At 52.0% G+C, this 21,675-nt stretch carries 20 protein-coding genes; 11 read left to right on the top strand and 9 right to left on the bottom strand.

The features are described from left to right. Positions 1 to 54: 54 nt before the first annotated feature. The 3 genes from C1752_RS09795 to C1752_RS09785 are packed head-to-tail and all read right to left on the bottom strand — an operon-like array spanning position 55 to position 4,367. Positions 55 to 2,070 (bottom strand): transglutaminase-like domain-containing protein, encoded by a 2,016-nt coding sequence (locus C1752_RS09795; protein WP_110985891.1) that lies wholly within the window; start codon positions 2,068 to 2,070, stop codon positions 55 to 57. Further along, positions 2,067 to 3,401, bottom strand: coding sequence for a DUF58 domain-containing protein (locus C1752_RS09790; RefSeq protein ID WP_110985890.1), 1,335 nt, complete (start codon positions 3,399 to 3,401; stop codon positions 2,067 to 2,069). The genes C1752_RS09795 and C1752_RS09790 overlap by 4 nt, the downstream gene beginning before the upstream one ends. Before the next feature lie 3 nt (positions 3,402 to 3,404). Continuing rightward, positions 3,405 to 4,367 (bottom strand): AAA family ATPase, encoded by a 963-nt coding sequence (locus C1752_RS09785; RefSeq protein WP_110985889.1) that lies wholly within the window; start codon positions 4,365 to 4,367, stop codon positions 3,405 to 3,407. Positions 4,368 to 5,268: 901 nt separating this feature from the next. Here C1752_RS09785 and C1752_RS09775 point away from each other — a divergent pair. From C1752_RS09775 to C1752_RS09760, 4 genes are read left to right on the top strand one after another with little or no spacing between them, the layout of a single operon-like run. After that, on the top strand, positions 5,269 to 5,547 hold the full coding sequence (locus C1752_RS09775) for a hypothetical protein (RefSeq protein ID WP_110985887.1): 279 nt from the start codon (positions 5,269 to 5,271) through the stop codon (positions 5,545 to 5,547). Continuing rightward, entirely contained in the window at positions 5,544 to 6,038 is a 495-nt protein-coding gene (locus tag C1752_RS09770; protein ID WP_110985886.1) for a hypothetical protein, read from the top strand. The genes C1752_RS09775 and C1752_RS09770 overlap by 4 nt, the downstream gene beginning before the upstream one ends. Positions 6,039 to 6,040: 2 nt before the next feature. After that, positions 6,041 to 7,147 carry a Rieske 2Fe-2S domain-containing protein gene (locus C1752_RS09765; RefSeq protein ID WP_110985885.1) on the top strand — a complete coding sequence of 369 codons (1,107 nt, stop codon included), beginning with the start codon at positions 6,041 to 6,043 and terminating at the stop codon, positions 7,145 to 7,147. A gap of 19 nt (positions 7,148 to 7,166) precedes the next feature. After that, positions 7,167 to 7,928 carry a hypothetical protein gene (locus tag C1752_RS09760; RefSeq protein WP_110985884.1) on the top strand — a complete coding sequence of 254 codons (762 nt, stop codon included), beginning with the start codon at positions 7,167 to 7,169 and terminating at the stop codon, positions 7,926 to 7,928. Positions 7,929 to 8,174: 246 nt separating this feature from the next. Here C1752_RS09760 and C1752_RS09755 read toward each other — a convergent pair whose 3' ends face one another. Continuing rightward, on the bottom strand, positions 8,175 to 8,849 hold the full coding sequence (locus C1752_RS09755) for a class I SAM-dependent methyltransferase (RefSeq protein WP_110985883.1): 675 nt from the start codon (positions 8,847 to 8,849) through the stop codon (positions 8,175 to 8,177). A gap of 46 nt (positions 8,850 to 8,895) precedes the next feature. Continuing rightward, complete coding sequence (locus C1752_RS09750; protein ID WP_110985882.1) at positions 8,896 to 9,384, bottom strand: hypothetical protein; 489 nt, start codon at positions 9,382 to 9,384, stop codon at positions 8,896 to 8,898. Between the two features lie 47 nt (positions 9,385 to 9,431). Between C1752_RS09750 and C1752_RS09745 the strand changes: the two genes are divergently transcribed. Continuing rightward, a complete protein-coding gene (locus C1752_RS09745) occupies positions 9,432 to 10,016 on the top strand; it encodes a TetR/AcrR family transcriptional regulator (RefSeq protein WP_110985881.1) in 585 nt (194 codons plus the stop codon). A 155-nt stretch (positions 10,017 to 10,171) separates the two neighbouring features. On the opposite strand, the gene C1752_RS09740 is transcribed toward C1752_RS09745, so the two are convergent. Next, a complete protein-coding gene (locus C1752_RS09740) occupies positions 10,172 to 10,972 on the bottom strand; it encodes an RNA polymerase sigma factor SigF (RefSeq protein ID WP_110985880.1) in 801 nt (266 codons plus the stop codon). On the opposite strand from C1752_RS09740, the gene C1752_RS28375 reads away from it, so the two are divergent. Then, positions 10,971 to 11,189 carry a hypothetical protein gene (locus C1752_RS28375; protein WP_158535054.1) on the top strand — a complete coding sequence of 73 codons (219 nt, stop codon included), beginning with the start codon at positions 10,971 to 10,973 and terminating at the stop codon, positions 11,187 to 11,189. The genes C1752_RS09740 and C1752_RS28375 overlap by 2 nt on opposite strands. Before the next feature lie 11 nt (positions 11,190 to 11,200). Here C1752_RS28375 and C1752_RS09735 read toward each other — a convergent pair whose 3' ends face one another. Then, positions 11,201 to 11,701, bottom strand: coding sequence for a hypothetical protein (locus C1752_RS09735; protein WP_110985879.1), 501 nt, complete (start codon positions 11,699 to 11,701; stop codon positions 11,201 to 11,203). 362 nt (positions 11,702 to 12,063) lie between these two features. On the opposite strand from C1752_RS09735, the gene gyrA reads away from it, so the two are divergent. From gyrA to C1752_RS09720, 3 genes are all read left to right on the top strand, one after another. Next, on the top strand, positions 12,064 to 14,682 hold the full coding sequence (gene gyrA / locus C1752_RS09730; protein WP_110985878.1) for a DNA gyrase subunit A: 2,619 nt from the start codon (positions 12,064 to 12,066) through the stop codon (positions 14,680 to 14,682). A 106-nt stretch (positions 14,683 to 14,788) separates the two neighbouring features. Then, complete coding sequence (gene sppA / locus C1752_RS09725) at positions 14,789 to 15,736, top strand: signal peptide peptidase SppA (protein WP_110985877.1); 948 nt, start codon at positions 14,789 to 14,791, stop codon at positions 15,734 to 15,736. A gap of 4 nt (positions 15,737 to 15,740) precedes the next feature. After that, a complete protein-coding gene (locus tag C1752_RS09720) occupies positions 15,741 to 16,262 on the top strand; it encodes a YIP1 family protein (protein WP_110985876.1) in 522 nt (173 codons plus the stop codon). Between the two features lie 292 nt (positions 16,263 to 16,554). Here the strand turns inward: C1752_RS09720 and C1752_RS09715 are convergent, their stop codons facing one another. Continuing rightward, on the bottom strand, positions 16,555 to 17,526 hold the full coding sequence (locus C1752_RS09715; protein ID WP_110985875.1) for a D-cysteine desulfhydrase family protein: 972 nt from the start codon (positions 17,524 to 17,526) through the stop codon (positions 16,555 to 16,557). Positions 17,527 to 17,594: 68 nt separating this feature from the next. On the opposite strand from C1752_RS09715, the gene C1752_RS09710 reads away from it, so the two are divergent. Continuing rightward, positions 17,595 to 18,434 carry an alpha/beta hydrolase gene (locus tag C1752_RS09710; RefSeq protein WP_110985874.1) on the top strand — a complete coding sequence of 280 codons (840 nt, stop codon included), beginning with the start codon at positions 17,595 to 17,597 and terminating at the stop codon, positions 18,432 to 18,434. 32 nt (positions 18,435 to 18,466) lie between these two features. Here C1752_RS09710 and C1752_RS09705 read toward each other — a convergent pair whose 3' ends face one another. Next, entirely contained in the window at positions 18,467 to 19,381 is a 915-nt protein-coding gene (locus C1752_RS09705) for a LysR family transcriptional regulator (RefSeq protein WP_110985873.1), read from the bottom strand. Between the two features lie 398 nt (positions 19,382 to 19,779). On the opposite strand from C1752_RS09705, the gene C1752_RS09700 reads away from it, so the two are divergent. Next, the gene (locus C1752_RS09700; RefSeq protein WP_110985872.1) at positions 19,780 to 21,639 is read left to right on the top strand and encodes an NAD(P)H-quinone oxidoreductase subunit F; all 1,860 of its coding nucleotides are present in this window, start codon (positions 19,780 to 19,782) and stop codon (positions 21,637 to 21,639) included. Positions 21,640 to 21,675 lie beyond the last annotated feature (36 nt).

Here is a 21,675-nt window from a genome sequence, read left to right as displayed (position 1 = left end):
CTAAACGCCTGTTGCTCAGACTGCATTGATCTTAACAAGAGATGTTGATGGGCTTTAGAGTGCATTCTTAATCGATGGATCTTGCGGGCCAGCGAATTCTATCTTTAATTGATCGAGCAAAAGATAGCTTAGAGATCGGAGGGTTTCACGATCTGTTGGCTCAAGGCCCTGTGGATCAAATCGGTAGCGATAGTGCAGCTTTTTGATCTGCTGCAATGTCTCTAATTGTTGGGCTGTAAGGTGTACCTGTAGTCGTTTTATCCACTGTTGTAAAGACTCAGATTCGGCGCGCTGTAGGTTGAGTTCGTTTAGGCGCTTCTCAACTTGATAAAACTCTGAGTCGATTCCTGCTCTGACGGTCTGGGCAATTGGAGTTGAGGGTGTGGTTTCTTTTGATCGCGATCGCAACCCAAAAAACTTACGAACCCACTTCCAGAATAGAAAGAGAATAAAAGGTGCGATCGCAACGCCAATCCAAATCTTGCCTTGCGTAAGCTGCTGTAGCCCATTCGATAGCTGGAATCGCAAAAACGACCACCAATCTGAAAGAACCTGAAGCGGAGATGCTGCTGCATCTTCTTGAGCCGTCCAGTCGGGCGGCGTTGTGTCCACCGATTGCCAATGGCCGTTGATGTACGCCATGGCCCAGGCATGGGCATTGCGACTGCGGACAACATATTGCTGCTCTAGCGGGCTAAATTCATGAACCGAATAGCCCACCGCATAACGGGCCGGAATCCCTGCACCGCGCAGTAAGAGCGTCGTAGCTGAAGCAAAGTACTCGCAGTGCCCCGATCTATGATCGAGCAGAAAAGCCGACAGCGGCGTTTGGGACTTTTGGGACTTAGAGAACTCAAGAGAATATTCAAAATCTCTTTGAAAGAAAGCTGAGATCTGATTCACTACCTCAGTCTCAGACTTCCCGGCAGTGTTGAGGGTCTGCAGCGTTTGCTCAACGGCGGCCTGCTCGGTCTTTGGGATTTGTAAATCGGCGTCCGTTGGTGCAGCATCTTCAGACTGGGCCGGATTGAACTGTATCTGATAGCGGAGCAGTCCAGATTTCCCGATTACTTTGGCCGTGCCGTACTGGTTTTGCTCCAGCTGCTTGACCTGAAGCTGGCTGATCTCGGCGGTTCCGTCCGGCAGTCTTAGGATCCCTTTGCCGCCGCTTAGGCGGGCTGTCACCGTCATTGAATCAGAGGGGGGAGCGGCGTTGCTGAGCTTCCAGATTCCCTTAGCTGAAGTCCTGATGCGCCTGAATTTAGACTGGAGGGCGACCCAAGAGCCAGCACCATATTTGTTGTACGTGGCTTCTCGCAGTAGCAGTGGAAAAGAGTTGCGATCGCCTGCCACCCGAAAGACGACGGCATTGGACTGCTTGAGCGAACCAATACTGCCCATTTGGGTAATGCTTTGGTATGGATCAACCGATTCACCCGTCAAGCTATTCAGCCATGGCGCAGTCTGCTGTTCCAGTTTGGCCTGGAGTTGATGGAGCTGCAGATGTCCCACAAATCCCAGGCTGCTTGCCAGCACGATCAGGCAGATCCAAAGCACCGGCGTTGAATGCTGCGGACGCCGTGACCAGAGCAGAATTGCAATCAGACCGACGGTGACCCCATAGAAAATTGGGCCGTTCCAGTTCGTAGCGCTGGCGGCGACGAGACAGAGTGCGAAATACGGATAGTAGAGATTAATCGGCTTTTGTCGCAGTTTGGTCCGGGGGGCATAGAACCGAGTAAATAGACTCCGGAAGGACGCCGAAAAATGGGTGGCATAGGTTTGGGCGGCTACAAAGGGGAAAACGCAAATGGGTAGCCACTGTAGCAGGCGATAGATCAGCGAAAATGAGGGCTGAGTGATGAATAGAAAAACGAGAAAGAGAGCAAAGATAAGACCGCAGAGCTGAGCAAGGCGCTTGAGATCCTGCACGGGGACATCCCAGCGCTGCTGGATAATATGACGGCCCTCTAGCAGCAGAATCATGGGGATGGCGCACAGCAATAGTCCGGTCTGGACGCCCCAGAGGGTGAGGGCAAGGCTGCAGAGGCTAGCAACGTGACGTTTCATAGCTGCCCGAGTCCCTGCTGAATCTGGCCGAGCTTCAACACGTGCAGGCTGCTCTGAGAATTTTGAAATCTTTCGAGGTCGGGAGTATTGGGTAAGCCCTGCTGATCGGTAATCACAAGGATAAGAGTAGGGATGCCGCATCGCTGGAGCTGTTCCACCAGGGCTTGGCGGGCTTCATCCCAGGCCAGCAGGATGCAGATACAGCCGCTCAAAAGCGCTAGACGACTTTGAATTGCGGGCATCATGGATTCGAAGGGTTGATCTTGGCAGGGGACGACGGATGCTAATAATTCCAGCATGCGCTCAGTTTGTCCCAGACCGCGACCGACGGTAAAGCGGTGGGCTTCGAGGCCCACAAACATCAGATCAAGAAGGGATTCCTGAGTTTGAATTTCGCAGGCTAGAGAAGATGCGATCGCAACCCCCTCCTCTAAAAGTTCGCTATAGGTTTCTGACTGAAAGGTATCGAGAATCAGGGCATGGCGAACAAAATATTCTTCCTGCTCCTCTTTTACAATCGGTTTATCGACCTTCGCCCAGCTTTTCCAGTGAATCTTGCGAGGCGGATCACCCGGACGATATTCTCGCAGTCCGCGAAACTCCTCCGAATCCCCTACAGACGAGGCCAGTGCCAACCCCCCCGACTGATAGCGACGTGCTCCCGGCAGTTGAATGGTAGGCAGTTGATAGCGTTTAGGCAAAATCAAAACTGACTGGGGAAGCGCTTGAGTGACGCAGGCATTGAACAACCCCAGCGGATCAGGGCAGGCAACCGTCACCGCCTTGAAGCGCAGTAGCCCGCGCCGCAGCGGCATCACTTCGCCCATCACCTCCACATCCCGATTTGCTGGCAGGGGCGGTAGCTCAACAGCCGCAGCAATGGCTTGCTGACGCTGTGTTAAAAGCATCAGCCACTGTCGGCGTCGAACGCGCCAGTTTACGCGGCGGTGGGCAATCCGCTGGTATTCCTTCAGGCTGGGGAAAGAATCAGCGACAGAGTCTAAGAGCTTCCAGCCCCGCTGCTGCTTCCGGGTGCGGTTGCGTAGCACAAGCCGATACTTCAGCGGTGTGCCGATGGTGCCGAAGCGCGGCAGCGTGCGGGTGGCGCTGAATCGATAGCGCGAGAAGAGCGTCGCAACAATCGCAACCGTCAGCAAAGCCATCAGCAGCGTGTAGACCTGGTACGACAGGCTCTGGTTTGTATCCATGCCGATAATTGCACAGACGATCAAACCTATCAGCACCCCTAGCCCCGCGCGGCTAAATCGCCGGGTCAGCCACTGTCGCGCCGTGTAGTTAAACCGCAGTAGCCGGTAGAAAAAGCGATCCATCACCTAAGCCGGAACGGGAACTGCTTGCACAATTTCCTGCACCACACCTTCGGCAGTTTGCCCCGAAAACTTAGCCTGAGGTTCCATGACCAATCGATGAGCGATCACGGGGACTGCGATTTCCTGAATCTGTTCTGGTGTTACAAACTCATAACCATCAAAGAGAGCTAGGGCTTGAGCAATTTTCATCAGGGCGATAGATCCTCGCGGGCTGGCACCGAGCTGAACGTCCTCTACCTGACGGGTTGCGTTAACGATATCTACCACGTAGCGCTTCAGTTCTGGACTGACTCTCACCTGCTTCACCTGCTGTTTGAGGGTCAAAATATTTTCTAACGACAGGCAGGGAGCGAGCTTCTCGATCGGGTGCTCCTGAATTTGCTGCGATAAAATCTCGATTTCAGCTTCCGGCGAGAGATAGCCCAAGCTGAACTGCAAAGCGAAGCGATCCATTTGCGCTTCGGGCAGAGGATAGGTACCTCGGGAGTCCACTGGATTCTGGGTGGCAATCACAAAGAAAGGGGCGCACAGCTTTCTCAAATTGCCATCAATGCTGACCTGAGATTCTGCCATTGCTTCTAAGAGGGCAGACTGGGTGCGGGGTGACGCGCGATTTATCTCGTCTGCCAGCACTATATTGGCAAAAATCGGCCCCTCATGAAAATGGAAAGAACGCTCCACCGGATCTAAAATTGAAACGCCAAGAATATCAGACGGCAGCAAATCCGGCGTAAATTGAATGCGCTTGAACGATACATCGACGGACTGGGCGAGGGCCTTTGCTAAAGTCGTTTTGCCTGTGCCGGGATAATCTTCGAGCAACACGTGACCGCCACTGACAAAGGCGGCTAGTAGTTTTCGAATGGCGGCAGACTGTCCTTTGACCACTTGTTCAATATTGTCAGAGAGACGTTGATAAATCTCCTGTCCTGACAAGTGCTGTATTTGAGATACCGACAAATCCATGAACAATCCTGCAGTCCTTTTGTTAGGATGCCCAAGTCTTCAGGCTCACTTCGCCTTCTAGCTCTACCCACGAATAGGAGCATAATCGCATTAAATCGCATCAGTAGGCTTGTTTTGATGACGTTGATATTTGCCTTCTGAGACTTTTTGGCAGCAAGCTTTGAAGGGAAAAATGTCTGTGGAAGAATTTTGCGATTATCGAAGGTGGGCCGTAGGCCATCGTATCGTCATCATGGGTGTCACAGCTCCAACCGTCTATGATTTGTTGTTTATTCTCAAAAATGATTTCATTTTTGAGAATAAAATAACCTCGGGAACCTTGTCTGGCTTGACTTTTACTCTCATCTCGGATCGCAATATGAAGTAGGCAAAGTAACTGATAAGGTCAGGTAGAGTCGTAAATTCAACCAAGAGCCGTGTAATGCTTGCTTGGGCTTGGGTATCGTAGCTTTATCTCAGTTTTATTGCTCTCAATGCTCTGATGACATTAGATTCAGCCCGTGTTTGTGATCGATAGTTTGCTCCGTCCTATCTATCGAATTCTTGCAGCTGGCTTAATCAGCAGCTCAATCATTGGGAGCATCGATACGTCATCTGCAAACGCTACGCAGCGTATCTTGGTCATCCACTTCTACCGTGACTTTGAAGCAACCCTGTGCTCAGGGGTATTACATTGGTAAACCAGAGCTAATTCAGTTTATGAATGACGATCTCAATACGGCATTGATGCTTGAAGAAAAAGCTCGGAGATAACTGATACGACTTTTGCAAGATTCATGTAACAAAGCCCCTGTCTCCTATAAGTAAGTTCTGTAGCAAAGTGGAGCGTTGTCCCTAAAAATGGTCCTACACCGATATGATGCAACTGTGAAGTTAAGCTCATCAGGAGGGATCGACCCTATTGGACAATGTTGCCTTGGTTGAGTGGCTACTCCAGGCCGTGCGGGCTTACCTGTTTGCGGGTCTAGTCTTCTCTGTTCCCTTGATCCTGTTTGGACTGCAGCGGGTTGACCCCGATGCTCGATGGAGTTGGAACCTGGGGTTCCGGCTCATGATTCTTCCGGGTCTCTGTGCATTCTGGCCCCTCTTTGCAACCCGTCTTCTCCGCCGCAAGCAGCGCCCTATCGAACGAAACGCCCATCGAATCGCAGCTCAAGGCCAAGCCGGAGGTGCCCCATGATTTTGGCTCGACGCCAAGCCCACTTCTATGCTGCGATTGCCCTTGCCTGTGCTCTTCCCGTTGTCTTTCTGGCAGGTCTGCTGCTGCGTCCCGCGATTCCCACCGTCGATGAGTCGGTGGATGAACTGTTTGCGATCGCAAACTTCCCCAACAAAACTGAGGCCATTGATAGCGCGATCCTCTCCGCAGAGAACGTTCGAATCCGCGCTGAAATTATCAACGATTCAGAATCTAAATTTTTAGATTTACAGCCCGTTGACAATCTTCAATCTGCAGATGTGCTTGTGTACTGGCAGGCGGGTGAAGCTCCCGCTAGAGATGCCCAAACTGTCGATAGTAGCGCCGTACTGCTCGGACAGCTCTCTGGAAACCGTCGCCGCCGATTTCGCCTACCCACAGAGATTCAGGGTCAACAAGGACACTTGCTTCTCTACAGCCGGGGCCAGAAGACCCTCGTTGCCACTTTCCCATTCACGTTAGCTACCCAGTAATCATGAGCGTCGGATACAAAGCCGTTCAGTGGAATCGTCAGAAAAGAATTTACGACGTCATTCTTTGGCTCAGCGTTTTTCTCTATCTGTGGGGGTTCATGACCTTTACAGAAAAAGCGGGTGACAACTTAGACACTCACGGCGTTGCTATTCGTGCCTATGGCTCTGCCGCCTTTATCCTGCTCCACATCATTCTCTCCATTGGCCCTCTGAGTCGGCTCAATCCCAAGTTTTTACCGTTACTGTTCAATCGGCGTCACATGGGCGTCACCATGTTTTTTTTGGCCCTCGCCCACGTCGATGGCTGGAAGATTCTCAAGCTGCCCTGGGAGCTGTTTGGAGCTAAAGCGCCGAAGTTTCCCTGGGACTTCAACGGAGCGTTGACCTGGTATCACGACTTTGGTGATCTCGATCCGTTGGTCAGCCTGTTTGTGGGCAATACCCACTACGGTGACTTCATTCTGTTCCCGTTTGAGTTTTTGGGGGTGATCGCCCTCTTCATCCTGTTTTTGATGGCCGCCACTAGCCACGATTTCTGGCTGGCGAACCTCACCGCTCCCATCTGGAAAGCCCTACACATGGGTGTCTATCTTGCCTATGGTTTGCTAGTGGGCCATGTTGTGCTGGGGGCATTGCAAACCAATAAACATCCGTCTTTGACCATCGCGGTTCTCGTTGGGATGGTTTGGATTGTGGGTCTTCACCTCATTACGGGCTACCGCGAGTTCCAGAAAGATAAGAAAGCGCTGTTCCTGACCACCAATGATTTTGTGGAGGTGGGCACCATTGATGAGATTCCTGAATCTCGGGCAAAAGTGGTGATCGTGAGTGGTGAACGGGTGGCCATCTTCAAATACGAGGGCAAGATTTCTGCGGTGTCCAACGTTTGTCAGCACCAGAATGGCCCCCTTGGCGAAGGAAAAATCGTAGAGGGCTGCATTACCTGTCCCTGGCATGGCTACCAGTACTTACCAGAGTCGGGTGCCTCGCCGCCCCCTTTTGAAGAGCGTATTCCGACCTTTGCGGTGAAAGTGGAGGGCGATCGCATCTTTGTCAGCACCACTCCCAACCCACCCGGCACCCGAGTCGAACCTGCCCTGATTACTTAGGCTTGAGCGAAATTATCTGATGAAGAATCAATCCAAACCAGACGAGTTTTATATCAGCTACGCCCCCGTTCCCAAGGGTTATCGCCGTTTCCTGTTCCGTTTTGTTCCTTTACTGGTGATTGGCGTTGTCCTATTTGCGGGCTTGTTGCCGATGGTTCACAACCAGTTCAATACCGGCAAGCTGCAGGGCACACAAGAATTAGAGGGCTTCCTCGCGGCTGAGCCAGTCCCACATCTGGTGGTGCCTCGACCTGGCAATATTGGAGATAACAGTCCTTTTTCCCGCTATTTGCTGACGGGGGGTGGCAAGACGGCTCCCAGTGCGGACATTTTGGAGCATCTAGGCAGATGGGTAAAGCTCACTGGTACGATGGTTTCGCGCAATCAGCTCTCGGTCATCGCAACCCGATCTGCAGAGCCGATTGATCCTCCAGCAAGCGCTGCTGCCAGACCCCAAGAAGGAAAACCGATAGGAACCTATACCCTCACGGGTGAGATTCTAGACAGCAAATGCTACCCCGGTGTGATGAAACCGGGCCAGGGCAAAACCCATCGGGCCTGTGCGATTCGCTGCATTAGTGGCGGGGTGCCTGCCGTGTTTCGGGTGCAGAACAGTCGCAAGGATGTTCTCTACTTCCTGTTAGCCGATCAGCAGGGAAAAGCCATCAATGAGCGCATCTTAGATCTCGTGGCCGATCCGGTAGAGATCACAGGAGACGTGATTCAGTATGACGATATGTTTGTCGTACAGGCGGATCCAGACTCTTACAAACGGGTTTAGTGTCTAGCCATGGTTCTGTTGTTGAACTTTCTGAGCTTGCGGTACAAAAGACCCCCTGGGGGTTACAGGGGGTCCGTGGTGTGTGAGCAAACATATCTGTAGCGGGTTGAAATGATTGCTTCTATTAGAAAAACACGGAAAACATGACCAAGTCTTAGGGATAGCTGAGGAAAGCCTAAGATCCTGCGATGATCTCTAAACAGCCTGTCTTAGAGGGTTACACCTCATACAAGGGTAAAAACAGTCCTATTGGGTGAGCTGTCCCACTAGGATCACAGAAACAGGATGTCCAGTGCTGGGATCAATTGGCTCATATAAATGGATAAGCCTGAACCCATGCTGGGTAAATAAAGCAACCCAAGTCTCAAGGGTGCGAAAGTACCAGGGCACTGTGACAAAATCTCCTTTAAAGCCTGCCCACGATCCGGGTCGCCATCCATCTTTGTAAGCTTCTGTGCCACAGGCAATCAGCGGGTGTAGGGTCTGAACAATAAGTCGTCCGTTGCTGTTCAGTAAGTTCGGGAATGCCGTAAATAGTCCCAACGCTGAGTTGTGGCCGAGGAGCGAAAAGTTACAGACTGCGGTGTCAAAGGAATCGTTAAGCTGACCATTTGCGATTTCTTCATAGGTGACCTGTCTAAACTGCCCGTCTCCCGATAGTTGGGCTTGTTCAATCAGTTTCGGCACCCCATCCGCGCCCAGCATATCTAGCCCGTGTGAAGTCAGCGCTCGCACCAACCACCCTTCACCACATCCAATATCCACTGCTGTTTGTGTAGGCTCTGCCAGAACAGCATCAATAATTGCTTGATTAGTGACGGCGATCCGACTCTCGATCTCGTTATTTGCGATCGCATCAATCCAAGGCTGAGCGTTCTGATGCCAAGCGGACAAAATTTGTTGTTCTTGGATGTCTAGCAAAATTTCTAGCGTGAGAGAACTGGAGGCTTATCAGAAATCCTCGTATTCACTGTATCAGCGGCAGCAAGTCGTACTTTTGCCGAATCTCTAGCAAGGACTGCTCTAGAAGGGGGGAAAATTCCAGAAAGGGAACACGCTTTTGACGCTGACGGGTTTTGAACCAAATCACAATCAACTGTGGAATTAGACGGGGCAGAACTCTGAGAACCGCGCCATACAGCCACCAGATACTTTTCTCCCGAATCATATCCTCGTACATGACATCCACTGCAGGTGAGTCTCGCATTTTCAGATAAGTAGAAAATGTACATTCGCTGGTCCACCAAAATAGCGGCAGAATTTTCAACTCATCGTACATACCGGTATCGCAGCCATAGATAACGTGGCCTGCATCGTGAGCCGCTAGAATTGCGCCAAATTCCGCTGGCTGAGCCTGTGGATCCGTGACCTGAGGGTTAAGTGCATAGTACTCTGCTAATCCTTCGCGTAGTGTCTGGGTGCTCTTGGGGGCAGCATAATCAGGTCGCTGATGCATAACTCTATTTGCGATACGAAACGGTATCGTAAATTAAAATAGCATTCATGAATGAGAATCGCAAAAAGACACCGGGGCGACCGCGTAGTGTTCAGTCTGAGCAGGCTATTCTGCAGGCAACACTGGAACTACTGGGGGAAGTTGGATTTGATGGGATGAGTATGGATGCGATCGCATCTCGAGCCAGAGTGGGTAAGACCACCATTTATCGGCGCTACAGCAACAAAGAAGAGCTGGTGGCTGATGCCATTGAGCGAATTCGAGAAGACATCACCATCCCCGATACCGGAAGTCTAGAGCGCGACATTGACATTCTGATCGAGAATGCAGCTCAGATTACGCTTAGTCCTGTGGGACGACAAACCGTTGCCCTTATTATCAGCAGCGCCTCCAGTAACCCCAAATTCGCTGAAATCTACCGGGATAAATATTTGCAGCCCCGACGAAGCGCTTTTGCTGAAGTCCTAGAGCGAGCTAAGCAAAGAAAGGAAGTACGGCAGGATCTAGACCCGTGGTTGGTCTTCGATATGATGAGCGGCATTATGCTGCATGCTCTCCTCTTTTTACCCAAGTCTGAGTCTTGGATCGACTATGTCCGCCGAGCTGTTCATTTGCTTATTCAGAAAGACTAAGTAACCCTCTGAAGATACGTGCTAGTCATTCCCCGAGGCGTTATCTTCGCAAGAAAACCCCCGAAGCTTATACGAGCTCAGGAGGTTTTTAAGGGCATTTTGTAAGGCGAGGCGCTCAGTCCAAACGCGCTGCCTAGGTGACTGAAAACTTGAACTTAGGAAGCTGTCGCCTGCACCTGGGACTGATTCTGAAGCAGCTCCACTAGCTCATCAATTCCTTTCTTAATGCGGCGAGTGACTGTGACTGGGCTAACGCCAATCCGCTTGGCCACTTCCTGGCGAGAGAGATGATGAAAGAAGACTGACTCAATCATCTCCCGTGTCTTATCTTCAAGCTGGTTGAGGGCATGCTGTAGCTCAATGCGGTCCTCTTCATTGACCTGCAAAATCTGGTAGTGCGTATCGGTTAACGTATCACCGAGCGTCATGGCTGACTCAGACTGCTGATGATTACTAGAAGAAACCCGAGCATTCAGGCTCAAAGGGGTGCGGTTAGAAGCGGCAAGCTTCACAGAGCGCCACTCATTCATCGAGAGGTCTAATGCATCGGCAATCTCTTGGTCACTGGGCTGACGCCCCAGCTCCATGGTGAGAGCTTGACGGACCTTAGCACCTTCACGGCTGAGCTGCTGCCAGCGACGGGGGACACGAACGGTATTGGCGCGGTCTCTCAAGAAGTGAAGAATTTCACCGCGAATGTAGGGGACGGCAAAGGAACTAAAGGCATAGCCTTGGGTGGGGTCAAAGCGCTCAATGGCGGTAATCAAACCCATGTAACCGCACTGCTCTAAATCTTCGTAAGGCTCAGCACATTGATTAGCTAGACGGTGAGCAACCTTGCGCACTAGGCCCATGTTGAGTCGAACGAGGCGATTTCTGAGACGGACGGACGGTGCTTGCTGATAGGAGACCAGAAGCTCCATGGATTGAGATTGAAGAGTTGTTTGATAAGCCATGTTGTTTTGCCGACTATTGATAACGCCCTACGAGAAATCATTATGGGGGGACGGCTCAAGCCACAACATCGTTAAATTACTGAACTTTCGACAGGTGCGATCGCAAAGCATCCGCATTTACACGCAGGTTCACTGCCAGTGCCTTGGTGCGATCTATCAATGCTCTGTAGGGTCTAAACCAGTGAATCACGCCTTTCTGTTGGGTTCTGTGGCTTAAAACTATTGAGGCTAGGTACGGCTTCTATCAAAGGCATCCAGCATATTTTCCATATCAGAGTAGTCAACACTGCCTTGCTGTGGCTGTGCTGTGTACCCTGATTCAGGGGGTGCCAGGAGTGCTATTTCATTGAGGATGTTCTCATGCAGTCGAAACATTAGTGAGTGAAACTGATCGATTGCTTCGATGTGACCTGCTGATCGAGCTTGCAGATATTGTTCGAGTGGTTTAACGACAGCCTCAGCTAAGGGATTCAGAGTGGAGCAGGTGGGGCCGTAACAGGAATCAAGCCAGGGTAGCTTTTGAGAATGCCGGAATCGCATTTCAATGCCGATTTGACTTGGATCTAGACTCACTCGCAGAAAATGAAACGTATCGACTCCCCATACTCGATTCTTAGGCAGCAAAATCAGAAAGTGTTGTGGCTCAGAGAATGATTGCCAAATTAAGGTTTCTATTGGCTTGGGCTTGCGTTGTGAACGGAAGGGCCAGCCCCACCTTTTCTTGATCATTATGTGTCTCGTTCGCCTATATTCCTTGCGTCGCTTTGAGGTCAAGCCTGACCCTTAACCTGTGGATGTTGGGATTGCTTTGTATCTAGTCTTCCCGATTCGTTGTGGGAGCAACCTGTCGGTATTTAGACATCTCGGTGAAAGGGTTGCGTGAGAGGAAACCGAGACTAAACGGATCGCAATGATCTAACTCGGTCAAATAGCCTCATAGAGAGGGTTTCAAGGGCGGTTAGTGAAGTGCAAAATATGTTAAAATAGACAACACAATCTACGCATTAAATAGCCCTAGACGCTATTTAATTATTTTTCGATGATTTTTGTTGCCTGAGCGGCAGAAATCTCATTTTTTTGGAGTTTTCCCTATGGCCATAGAGTCACCCCAGGATCGCATCATCTCCATCAATTTACGAGATGAAATGTCGCGCTCCTATCTTGAATATGCCATGAGCGTGATTGTGGGGCGAGCGCTCCCCGATGCGCGAGACGGTCTCAAGCCGGTGCATCGTCGCATTCTCTTCGCCATGCACGAGCTAGGACTGACTCCTGAACGCCCGTTTCGTAAGTGCGCCCGTGTGGTGGGGGAAGTTCTAGGTAAATATCATCCCCACGGCGATACGGCGGTGTACGACGCCCTCGTGCGGATGGCTCAAGATTTCTCGATGCGGATGCCCCTCATCAACGGCCATGGAAACTTTGGCTCGATTGATAATGATCCGCCTGCGGCCATGCGATATACCGAATGTCGTTTGCAGGCATTGAGCAGCGATTCCCTGATTCAAGATATTGATCAGGATACCGTTGACTTTGCCGATAACTTTGACGGTTCACAGCAGGAGCCGGTTGTTTTACCCTCGCGTCTGCCGCAGCTCTTAATCAATGGCTCGTCTGGAATTGCGGTGGGGATGGCGACCAATATTCCGCCCCATAACCTCGGGGAGGTAGTGGATGGTTTGGTGGCGCTCATTCATGATCCGGAGCTGACCGATGCCGACCTGATGCGGTATATTCCGGGGCCGGACTTTCCCACGGGGGGGCTGATTCTGGGCACCACTAGTATCCGCGAAGCCTACACTACGGGACGTGGCTCGATTACGATGCGTGGTGTGGCCAGCATTGAAACGCTAGAGCAGACAGGGCGGCCAGATCGTGAGGCGATCATCATTACGGAGCTGCCCTATCAGACCAACAAGGCGGCGCTGATTGAGCGCATTGCTGAGATGGTCAACGAGAAGCGGCTAGAGGGCATTTCGGATATTCGAGATGAGAGCGATCGCGACGGGATGCGCGTGGTGATCGAGCTGCGGCGGGATGCCTATCCGCAGGTGGTGCTCAATAACCTGTATAAGCAGACGCCGATTCAGACCAATTTTGGGGCCAACATGCTGGCTCTGGTGGAGAACGATCCGCAACTGCTGAGTCTGAAGAAGTTTTTGACCGTTTTCCTGGAGTTTCGGGAAGAGACGGTGATTCGCCGCACTCGCTTTGCCCTGCGTAAAGCCCAAGAGCGCGACCATCTGCTTCAGGGTTTGTTGATTGCCCTGGACAATCTTGATGCTGTGATTCAGTTGATTCGGCAGGCGGCAGACTCTGCGATCGCACGTCAGGGTCTCATGGAAGATTTTGGTCTTTCAGAACCGCAGGCGGACGCCATTCTGCAGATGCAGCTCCGGCGTTTGACTGCCCTAGAAGCGGAGAAAATCCACAAAGAGCACGATGATTTGCAGGCCAAAATTAAAGACTGCGAAGATATCCTCAATCGGCGAGAACGACGGCTAGAAATTATTGAAACCGAGGTCACCGACCTCAAGACTAAGTTTGCGACGCCACGCCGGACCCAGCTTGTGTTTGGAGCCGGTGGCCAGCTCGATGATATGGATCTGATTGCGAATGAGCAGTCGGTTATTCTGGTGACCGAGCAGGGCTACATTAAGCGGATGGCTGCGAATGCGTTTGAGGCTCAGAGTCGGGCGACTCGGGGGCGGGCGGGTGCACGCATCAAAGAGAACGATGCTGTTGAGCATTTCTTCGCCTGCTGTGACCACGACAGTATTTTGCTGTTCAGCGACCGCGGTGTTGTTTACTGCGTCCATGCTTACCAGATTCCGGTGGTGTCTCGAACGGCACGAGGGGTGCCGATTGTACAGTTGCTTCCCATTCCCCGCGATGAACGGATTACGTCGGTCGTCCCCGTTAGCGAATTTAGCGAAGATGAGTACCTGGTGATGATGACCTCCGGCGGGTACATCAAAAAAACAGCCCTCTCTGCCTTCGGTAATATTCGCTCTAATGGTCTGATTGCTATTTCGCTTGAGGACGGTGATCAGCTTCGCTGGGTGCGCCGCGCTCGCGTTGAAGACAGCATTGTGATTGGGTCTCGCCTAGGGATGGCGATCCATTTTCGGGCCGATCATCAACAGCTCCGGCCTTTGGGGAGAGCGACTCGTGGCGTGCGATCAATGAATCTGCGTGACGGCGACGAACTGATCGGCATTGATATCTTGCCCAGTGCCGTGATTGCGGGACTGGCTGAGGCCGGTGATGATGCCGATGTTGATGATGCGGTTGCGGAAGATTTGCCGGATGATATTCCCGGTCCCTGGATTTTGGTCATCACCACCAATGGTTACGGAAAGCGAGTTCCGGTTGATCAGTTCCGGCTCCAGAATCGAGCGGGTAAAGGGCTGATTGCCACCAAGTTCAAGGCCAAGAAAACGAAGAAACAGGCGGACGACCAGCTCGCAACGCTGCGGGTGGTTAATGCTGAAGATGAGCTGATGCTGGTGACCAGTCGAGGCGTGATTATTCGCCAAGCGGTCATTGATATCTCTTCCCAGTCCCGTTCGGCAACGGGGGTCAGGGTTCAGCGTCTAGATGCCGATGACTTCATTGCTGCGGTGGCTTTGGTGCCGCCGGATGAAGAGGACGAAGAGGTTGAAGAAGCTGAGGGTGGCGAAGCTGAAGGTAGCGAAGCTGAAGCTTAGATGATTGAAATAGGGGAATCGGCGATTGTTGTATATATTGCGATCGCTGATTCCCCTTTTCCAGTACTGTTCAATTTATACATCTATACATAGATAACCTGTTGCTATGCGTCGCGATCGCATCTTTGCCATTGCCTTAATTACACTGTGCTTTATCTCCGCCTTCGGTAACTGGCTGGGGGGCAGCATCCGCGAGTCGCCCAGTGATCTAACCAGTGCTTTGCCCGCAGAAGTCGCCCTGTTTGATATCTACGGCGGCATCAGCGACAGCGCTGCTCCTGGATTGTTGGGTGGCAGTACTGGCGTCAGCTCAAACAGCGTCATTGCTGGCATTCGCAAAGCCCGCGAAGATGACGTTAAGGCCATCTTGCTGCGGATTAATAGTCCTGGCGGCACGGCGGCAGCCTCCCAGGCTATTTTCGATGAGCTGATGCGTGCGCGCGAAGAAACCGACATGCAGATTGTCGCGAGTCTCGGTGATGTGGCCGCTTCCGGCGGCTACTTTGTTGCCAGTGCGGCCCACCATATTGTCACCAATCCCACCACCGTTACTGGGTCCATCGGCGTTATTATTCGCACCCAAAACCTGTCGCCTTTGCTCGATAAGGTTGGAGTTGAAAACAGCACCATCCAAAGCGGCGAGTATAAAGATATCCTGTCGCCCTACCGCAATCCCAAGCCCGCAGAGACAGAGCTGCTGCAGGGGATTGTTACGGAATCCTATCAGCAGTTTCTTGACTCCATTATAGCGGGACGCGATATTTCGCTAGAGAAGCTGAAGCCCCTGGCTGATGGCCGTATCTTCACCGGCACCCAGGCCCAGAAAGCGGGGCTCGCAGATTCGCTAGGAAACTATGCCGACGCCCTCGACAAGGTGGCAGAACTGGCCAAAATCGATGGGGAACCTCGGGTGCGGGACTATATGAAAGGCGGTGGAGTGCTGCAGCGGGTGCTTGGAAACTCTCTCTCTATTTCGCTAGAGCAGTTGTTGCCCGGTTACCAGCAGGCTCGCTTTTCTAGCTCTCAGAAAGTGCCGTTGGCTCTGATGGAATGATCCGATGTTGAATACGTTCTATACAACCCTCTTTAGACCCAGAGACAGTCAGGGAACGGCTGCTATCAGCCTGATGATTGGCGGCCTGACGGTCCTGGTTCTGGCGCTCAATACTGCGGGTGTCTTCCATGCTGGAACCTCTGGGTTGATGCTCATTCTGCTGCTGTTTGTGTTGGCGGGGGGGCTGGGCTGCTATTGGTTAGCAACGTCGCTACATTTCTGCGCTCAGCTTTTGGGCGGTCAGGGAACCAGCGGACAGACTTTTCAGGCGGTTGTTCGAGGGCTGTGGCCGCTGCTGTTGTCAGGAAGTGCGATCGCATCCAAGCATCTCTCCCCCACCCTCGGTAGCCTCTTTACCCTCGGCATTCTAATCGGCACATTGATTACCTTGGCTGGCTCGGTGCGTCAAGTTCATCAGCTTAGTTGGGTGCAGGCTGCGGTGGGCTTGTCTCTCACGCTAGGAGTCTCTGGTCTGGCTCTTCTGGGCCTGATCCTATGGCCCCTAATGCTGGTCGGTGGACTCTAGTTCCCTTACAAAACGCAAGGCTTCACCACACAACCTCACAATTGCTTCGTGAATCTTCAAGCCAAACCGATTTTTCTTAGAAAAATTGGGTGCATCCACGTACGCTTTCTCATTCTTTTCTGGGCAGAATTAAATAGAATGAGACCGTTCGCAAGTACCGAGTTAAAACTATGTTTACTGAGCCTACTTCCGCTATCTTTTGGACAACACTCGCTGTTGAGTTCCTAGTTGCTTTCGGCATTATTACTTATCTAGTAAAGCAAGAAGAGCGTCAAAATAATCTGTAGAAAATCTAAAGCAGGCTCCCAGCGCTGCTAAAGAGGGCCGGTGTGCCCCCTGTATGCCAAAACAGTACCGTCTGTCCTGACTTCAGAATTTGACGGTCAATGAGATCCAAAAGACCGCCCATGGCTCGCCCCGTGTAGACCGGATCGAGCAAGATGCCCTCTAACTGAGCGACTAGCGAGATCGCTGCTCGCTCCCGGTCACTGACAACGCCATAGCCATCACCGAGATAATCCAGATTAACGGTGATGGGTTGAGGCTGGTAGTGAGTCAGGCTGATGCTTTGGGCGGTCTCCTTTGCTAATTGAGAAATTTGAGCGACCGATGTGGCGGCATCTGCCTTATCAATGCCGATGCCGATTAGCTGTGTCTGCAAATCGGTGACGGCTTGTCCCACCATTAATCCCGCCTGCGTGCCGCCAGAGCTAGAGGCAAATACGATCGCGTCAAACCCTCGCTCCAGCGATCGCAACTGTTCGCGTAATTCCATCGCCGCCGCGACAAAGCCCACAGCCCCGGTTGCATTTGACCCTCCGTAGGGGACCGGATAGGGTGTATGGCCCTGCTGCTGCAGCACCTCCATTAATGCAGGAATTTGTTCTCCTTTTCGCGATGCACCGCTCCAGTGCAGCGTCGCGCCGAAGAGCTGATCGAGGAGTAAATTTCCGGTGGGCTGTGCCGGGGCTTCGCCGCCTAGAACTAAGTGACAGCCTAGCCCTAGAGCTGCCGCCGCTGCCGCTGTTTGGCGACAGTGATTGGATTGAGCGGCTCCTGCCGTAATCACGGTGTCACAACCCTGGGCCAACGCCTCAGCCATGAGAAATTCTAGTTTTCGGGTTTTGTTGCCCCCCAGCGCTAGCCCGCTTTGGTCGTCGCGCTTGATCCAAATTTGCGGTCCTCCGAGCGCCTGTGAGAGTCGGGGCAGTGGCATCAACGGTGTGGGGAAGAAGCCCAGGGTTTTGCGTGGGGGCAGGTTCATCTTTTGGCAAAGCCCCGACGAGGCGAAAGTGCTCCTGTTAGGATAGCGAAATAGGCGTCAGGAATTGTATGGATCACCACGAAGGAACCTTTTTAGGGGCTGGAGACCTCCCCCTTTACTATCAATCCTGGCACCCCTTTGATCTGCGCGCCGTTGTGGTGGCTGTTCACGGCCTCGGTGCCCATAGCGATCGCCATACCAATCTTGTGAAGGCTTTGATGCCGCAGGGCTATGCTGTCTATGCCTTTGATCTGCGAGGACATGGACGCTCACCAGGACAGCGGGCCTACATTAACTCCTGGTCAGAATTTCGCCAAGATTTAGATTGCTTTCTCAAGTTAGTGGCTGAAGAACAGGCTGCAACGCCGTGCTTTTTATGGGGGCATAGCCTGGGAGCGATGATCGTCTTGGACTATGTTTTGCAGATGCCAAACGAACTCCAGGGCGTGATTGCCAGCGCCCTGCCGATTGAGAACTCACTCCCACGGCTCCAGAGAGCTTTGGGACAAGTTTTGTCGATCATCTGGCCTCGATTTAGCCTCAAGTCAGGCTTAGATCCCTGTCTCGGTAGCCGTGATCAGGCGGTCATGAAGACCTTGCTGGACGATCCGCTGCGGCACTATCAGGGGACGGCGCGTATGGTGACGGAATTTGCCAAAACGGCGGATGGCTTGCTAGAGCATGCCAGTGATTTACGGACGCCGCTGTTGATGATGCATGGAGGGTGCGATCGCATCGCCCTTCCTGAAGGCAGCCAAAAATTTTTTGAACGGGTCACGTTTACCAACAAAGAGCGGTATTTCTATCCAGAGTCATACCACGATCTCTATATCGACCTGAACTACCCAGAAATTCTGGCCGACTTGATTGAATGGCTAGAACGACAGCTCACCCCCGTTGCCTCTTAAGTGTAAGAAGCTACCTAAGGTGAGTGGGTCAGCTATGTCCCACTTTTGTAGAGAACAGCCAGTTGTTCACTAACTTTAAGTAGATGCTCTAAGAACGTTCTTGCCACCACCGAAAGCTGTTTGCCCATGAAGTAGCAGACATACCACTGGCGCTGAATCGGAAAATGTTCAACATCTAAAATAGATAGCTCCTTATCATCACCTGAGTGCAGCGTATGGCGGGAGAGGACCGAAATACCAAGACCACCCGCAACCGCCTGTTTAATGGCTTCGTTGCTGCTTAACTCCAGGCGAGTCTTGACGGAGACCTTGTGTTCACCAAACAGCTCCTGAACAGCTTTCCGAGTTCCTGATCCTGCCTCTCTGGTGATGAAGGGTTCATCATTTAGACACTGAATGGACAGCCCTTTTTTATGCGCTAGCGGATGATTCGCAGGGGAAAAAACCACTAAAGGATTCTCTAAAAAAGGCTGTACGTGTAAATTAAGCTGCTCCGGCGGCTGGCTTAAAATGTAGAGATCGTCCTGGTTATTGGCAATGCGCTCTTCAAGTTGCCGGTGGTTCGTAACCTTAAGGGAGACATCGATGCCGGGATATTCTTGGCAAAAAGGCCCCAAGAGGCGCGGCACAAAGTATTTGGTGGTGGTGACTGCCGCCAACCGCAGTCTGCCCTTCGCCATCCCCTGCAAATCGGCCACGAGCATCTCGTACTGATCGAGCCGTTCAAAAATATCTTGGCAGGTGCCTAATAGCTCTTGTCCCGCTTCCGTTAAAAAGAGCTGTTTCCCCAGCTTCTCAAACAGGGGTAGCCCTATCGTCTGGGCCAACTGCTTCATCTGAATTGAGACCGTGGGCTGGGTGAGGAACAGTTCTTCCGCAGCACGGGTAAAGCTTTGATGGCGGGCTGCTGTTTCAAAAACTTTGAGCTGGTGAAGTGTGGGTTGCATACAATCGCTATCTCTGTTCTACGTTCGGGTGACGGTTTAGACATCAGAATGGTTTGATCCTATTAACAGGATAGAGTCTATTGATAGACAAAAAACATAGTCTTTACTCAATGTAAGCACTTTGGCAGTCCGATAAGGTTATGTCGTATGCTACTTTCTGCAAGGACTTAAGGATTTACGGGAAAGATCCAATAATGCGGTCAAGTAGGCTTAAGTCTATCCATTTAATAAAATATAGTGCTTTTGATAAATGCCTGAACTCTATTATCGTGAGAATAGTTAAGAAGTTTTAAGTAACTTCGTCTGTGCTCTTTCGTTTCTATGGTGAGAGTGGTATCCGATCGTTGAACGGTCTTTATCAATTCTGTTTTAATTTCACTGTCTGCCCCTTAAAATCTATGTCCCAAGCATTGGAGTCGGTTCAGCAAGCGAGTCTCAGTACGGTCTACTGGATTCCGATCTATACGCTGCTGAGCGGGATGGCGTCGGTTTTTTGGTCTCCGGCAGGGTTTCGGCGAACGGGGCCGCGTCCGGCGGGATATATCAATATCGTGACGGCAGGTGTGGGCTTTGTTCATAGTTTGCTGGCGTTGACCGCCATTTGGGGAGAACCCGCCCAGGAGATTTCGGTAAACTGGCTGACGGTGTCTGATCTGCAGCTTATTTTGCCGCTGGAGTATTCCAGTCAGACGATAGGCGCGATCTCAACCATAACGGGTCTCAATATCTTGGCGCAGCTCTATGCCGTTGGCTATCTAGAGATGGACTGGGGATGGGCTAGATTCTACGCTTCCATCAGCCTGTTTGAAGCTGGGATGTGCGCTTTGGCGCTCTTCAACTCACTGTTTTTTAGCTACGTCATTCTCGAGATTTTGACGTTGGGCACCTATCTACTGGTGGGCATCTGGTTTAATCAGTCGCTGGTGGTCACAGGCGCAAGAGATGCTTTCTTGACCAAGCGGGTGGGTGACCTGATTCTGCTGATGGCGGTGGTGGCGCTCTGGCCGCTGGCCGGTACTTGGCACTATGGAGATCTTGCGACCTGGGCCGATCAGGCTTCCGTCGCGCCATTGACTTTAACGCTGCTGGGACTGGCGTTGATGTCAGGACCGCTGGGCAAATGCGCGCAGTTCCCGCTGCATCTGTGGCTTGATGAAGCGATGGAGGGGCCGCTCCCCGCCAGTATTTTGCGGAATGCGGTGGTGGTTGGTACTGGAGCCTGGGTCTTGATTAAGGTGCAGCCGGTTTTGGCGCTGTCGCCTGTTGCCTCTGCCGCAGTGGTATGGGTGGGGGCAACGACGGCTGTTGGGGCTACCTTGGTTGCGATCGCACAGATTGATCTCAAGCGCGCCCTCTCCTACAGCGTCAGCGCTTACATGGGCCTTGTCTTTATCGCAGTGGGAACTGGGCATACCGATACAGCCCTGCTGCTGATGTTTACTTACGCCGTTTCGATGGCGCTGCTGGTCATGAGCACCGGCACGATTATCTGGAGCAATATTACCCAAGACGTGACTCAAATGGGTGGCGTTTGGGCGCGACGACCGATCTCTGGCCTTGCGTTTTTAGTGGGGGCTGCGGGTCTAGTGGGGCTACCACCTCTGGGTGGCTTTTGGGCTTTGCTCAGGCTTCTGACTGATTTATGGACTGATCATCCGCTATTGGTGGGCGTGGTGCTGTTGGTGAACGCCTTGACAACGCTGAGTTTGGCTCGTTTGTTTGGCTTGGTATTCATGGGGCAGCCCCATGCAATGATGGCGCGATCTCCTGAGGTTTTGTGGCCGATGGTGGTGCCGATGACGGTTTTATCAGGCGTGGTTCTTCATGTGCCGATGATCTTAAATCAGGCGTCAGCGCTGCCCGACTGGGCAATGCTAGAAAAGCCTTTTGTTCTTTTGCTGCTCTGGTCCTGTCTATTGGGCGGCGGCATCGGTGGTGTTTTATACATCGGTAAGCTGACGCCTCGCCCCATTCGCTTATTTTGGCCGCAGCTCCAGAAGGCGTTTGCTAATGATTTATACACCGCTGAGATTTATCGCGGCACCATTATCTTGGCTGTGAATCAGGTCTCGCGTCTGGTGAACTGGTTTGACCGCATCTTCGTTGATGGAGCCGTTAACGGCGTGGGACTGGCGACGCTTTTTGGGGGACAGACTTTGAAGTACAACAACACTGGAGCGGGACAGTTTTACTTGCTGTCGATTGTAATTGGCGTCACTCTTTTGATTCTGGCGTTGGCCTATCCACTGCTGTCGTAGGCGTTGCATGCTCAGCCTTTGAGAACTCAAAATTCA

It is taken from the genome of Acaryochloris thomasi RCC1774 (assembly GCF_003231495.1).
GTDB lineage: Bacteria > Cyanobacteriota > Cyanobacteriia > Thermosynechococcales > Thermosynechococcaceae > RCC1774.
Note: the sequence above shows the minus strand (reverse complement) of the source record. Positions and strands in the feature narration are given on the sequence as shown.

Coding starts and splice junctions, on each gene's coding strand:
- C1752_RS09795 (WP_110985891.1), bottom strand. CDS start 2,070: ATGAAACGTCACGTTGCTAGCCTCTGCAGCCTTGCCCTCACCCTCTGG.
- C1752_RS09790 (WP_110985890.1), bottom strand. CDS start 3,401: ATGGATCGCTTTTTCTACCGGCTACTGCGGTTTAACTACACGGCGCGA.
- C1752_RS09785 (WP_110985889.1), bottom strand. CDS start 4,367: ATGGATTTGTCGGTATCTCAAATACAGCACTTGTCAGGACAGGAGATT.
- C1752_RS09770 (WP_110985886.1), top strand. CDS start 5,544: ATGATTTTGGCTCGACGCCAAGCCCACTTCTATGCTGCGATTGCCCTT.
- C1752_RS09765 (WP_110985885.1), top strand. CDS start 6,041: ATGAGCGTCGGATACAAAGCCGTTCAGTGGAATCGTCAGAAAAGAATT.
- C1752_RS09760 (WP_110985884.1), top strand. CDS start 7,167: ATGAAGAATCAATCCAAACCAGACGAGTTTTATATCAGCTACGCCCCC.
- C1752_RS09750 (WP_110985882.1), bottom strand. CDS start 9,384: ATGCATCAGCGACCTGATTATGCTGCCCCCAAGAGCACCCAGACACTA.
- C1752_RS09745 (WP_110985881.1), top strand. CDS start 9,432: ATGAATGAGAATCGCAAAAAGACACCGGGGCGACCGCGTAGTGTTCAG.
- C1752_RS28375 (WP_158535054.1), top strand. CDS start 10,971: ATGTTGTTTTGCCGACTATTGATAACGCCCTACGAGAAATCATTATGG.
- C1752_RS09740 (WP_110985880.1), bottom strand. CDS start 10,972: ATGGCTTATCAAACAACTCTTCAATCTCAATCCATGGAGCTTCTGGTC.
- C1752_RS09735 (WP_110985879.1), bottom strand. CDS start 11,701: ATGATCAAGAAAAGGTGGGGCTGGCCCTTCCGTTCACAACGCAAGCCC.
- gyrA (WP_110985878.1), top strand. CDS start 12,064: ATGGCCATAGAGTCACCCCAGGATCGCATCATCTCCATCAATTTACGA.
- sppA (WP_110985877.1), top strand. CDS start 14,789: ATGCGTCGCGATCGCATCTTTGCCATTGCCTTAATTACACTGTGCTTT.
- C1752_RS09720 (WP_110985876.1), top strand. CDS start 15,741: ATGTTGAATACGTTCTATACAACCCTCTTTAGACCCAGAGACAGTCAG.
- C1752_RS09715 (WP_110985875.1), bottom strand. CDS start 17,526: ATGAACCTGCCCCCACGCAAAACCCTGGGCTTCTTCCCCACACCGTTG.
- C1752_RS09710 (WP_110985874.1), top strand. CDS start 17,595: ATGGATCACCACGAAGGAACCTTTTTAGGGGCTGGAGACCTCCCCCTT.
- C1752_RS09705 (WP_110985873.1), bottom strand. CDS start 19,381: ATGCAACCCACACTTCACCAGCTCAAAGTTTTTGAAACAGCAGCCCGC.
- C1752_RS09700 (WP_110985872.1), top strand. CDS start 19,780: ATGTCCCAAGCATTGGAGTCGGTTCAGCAAGCGAGTCTCAGTACGGTC.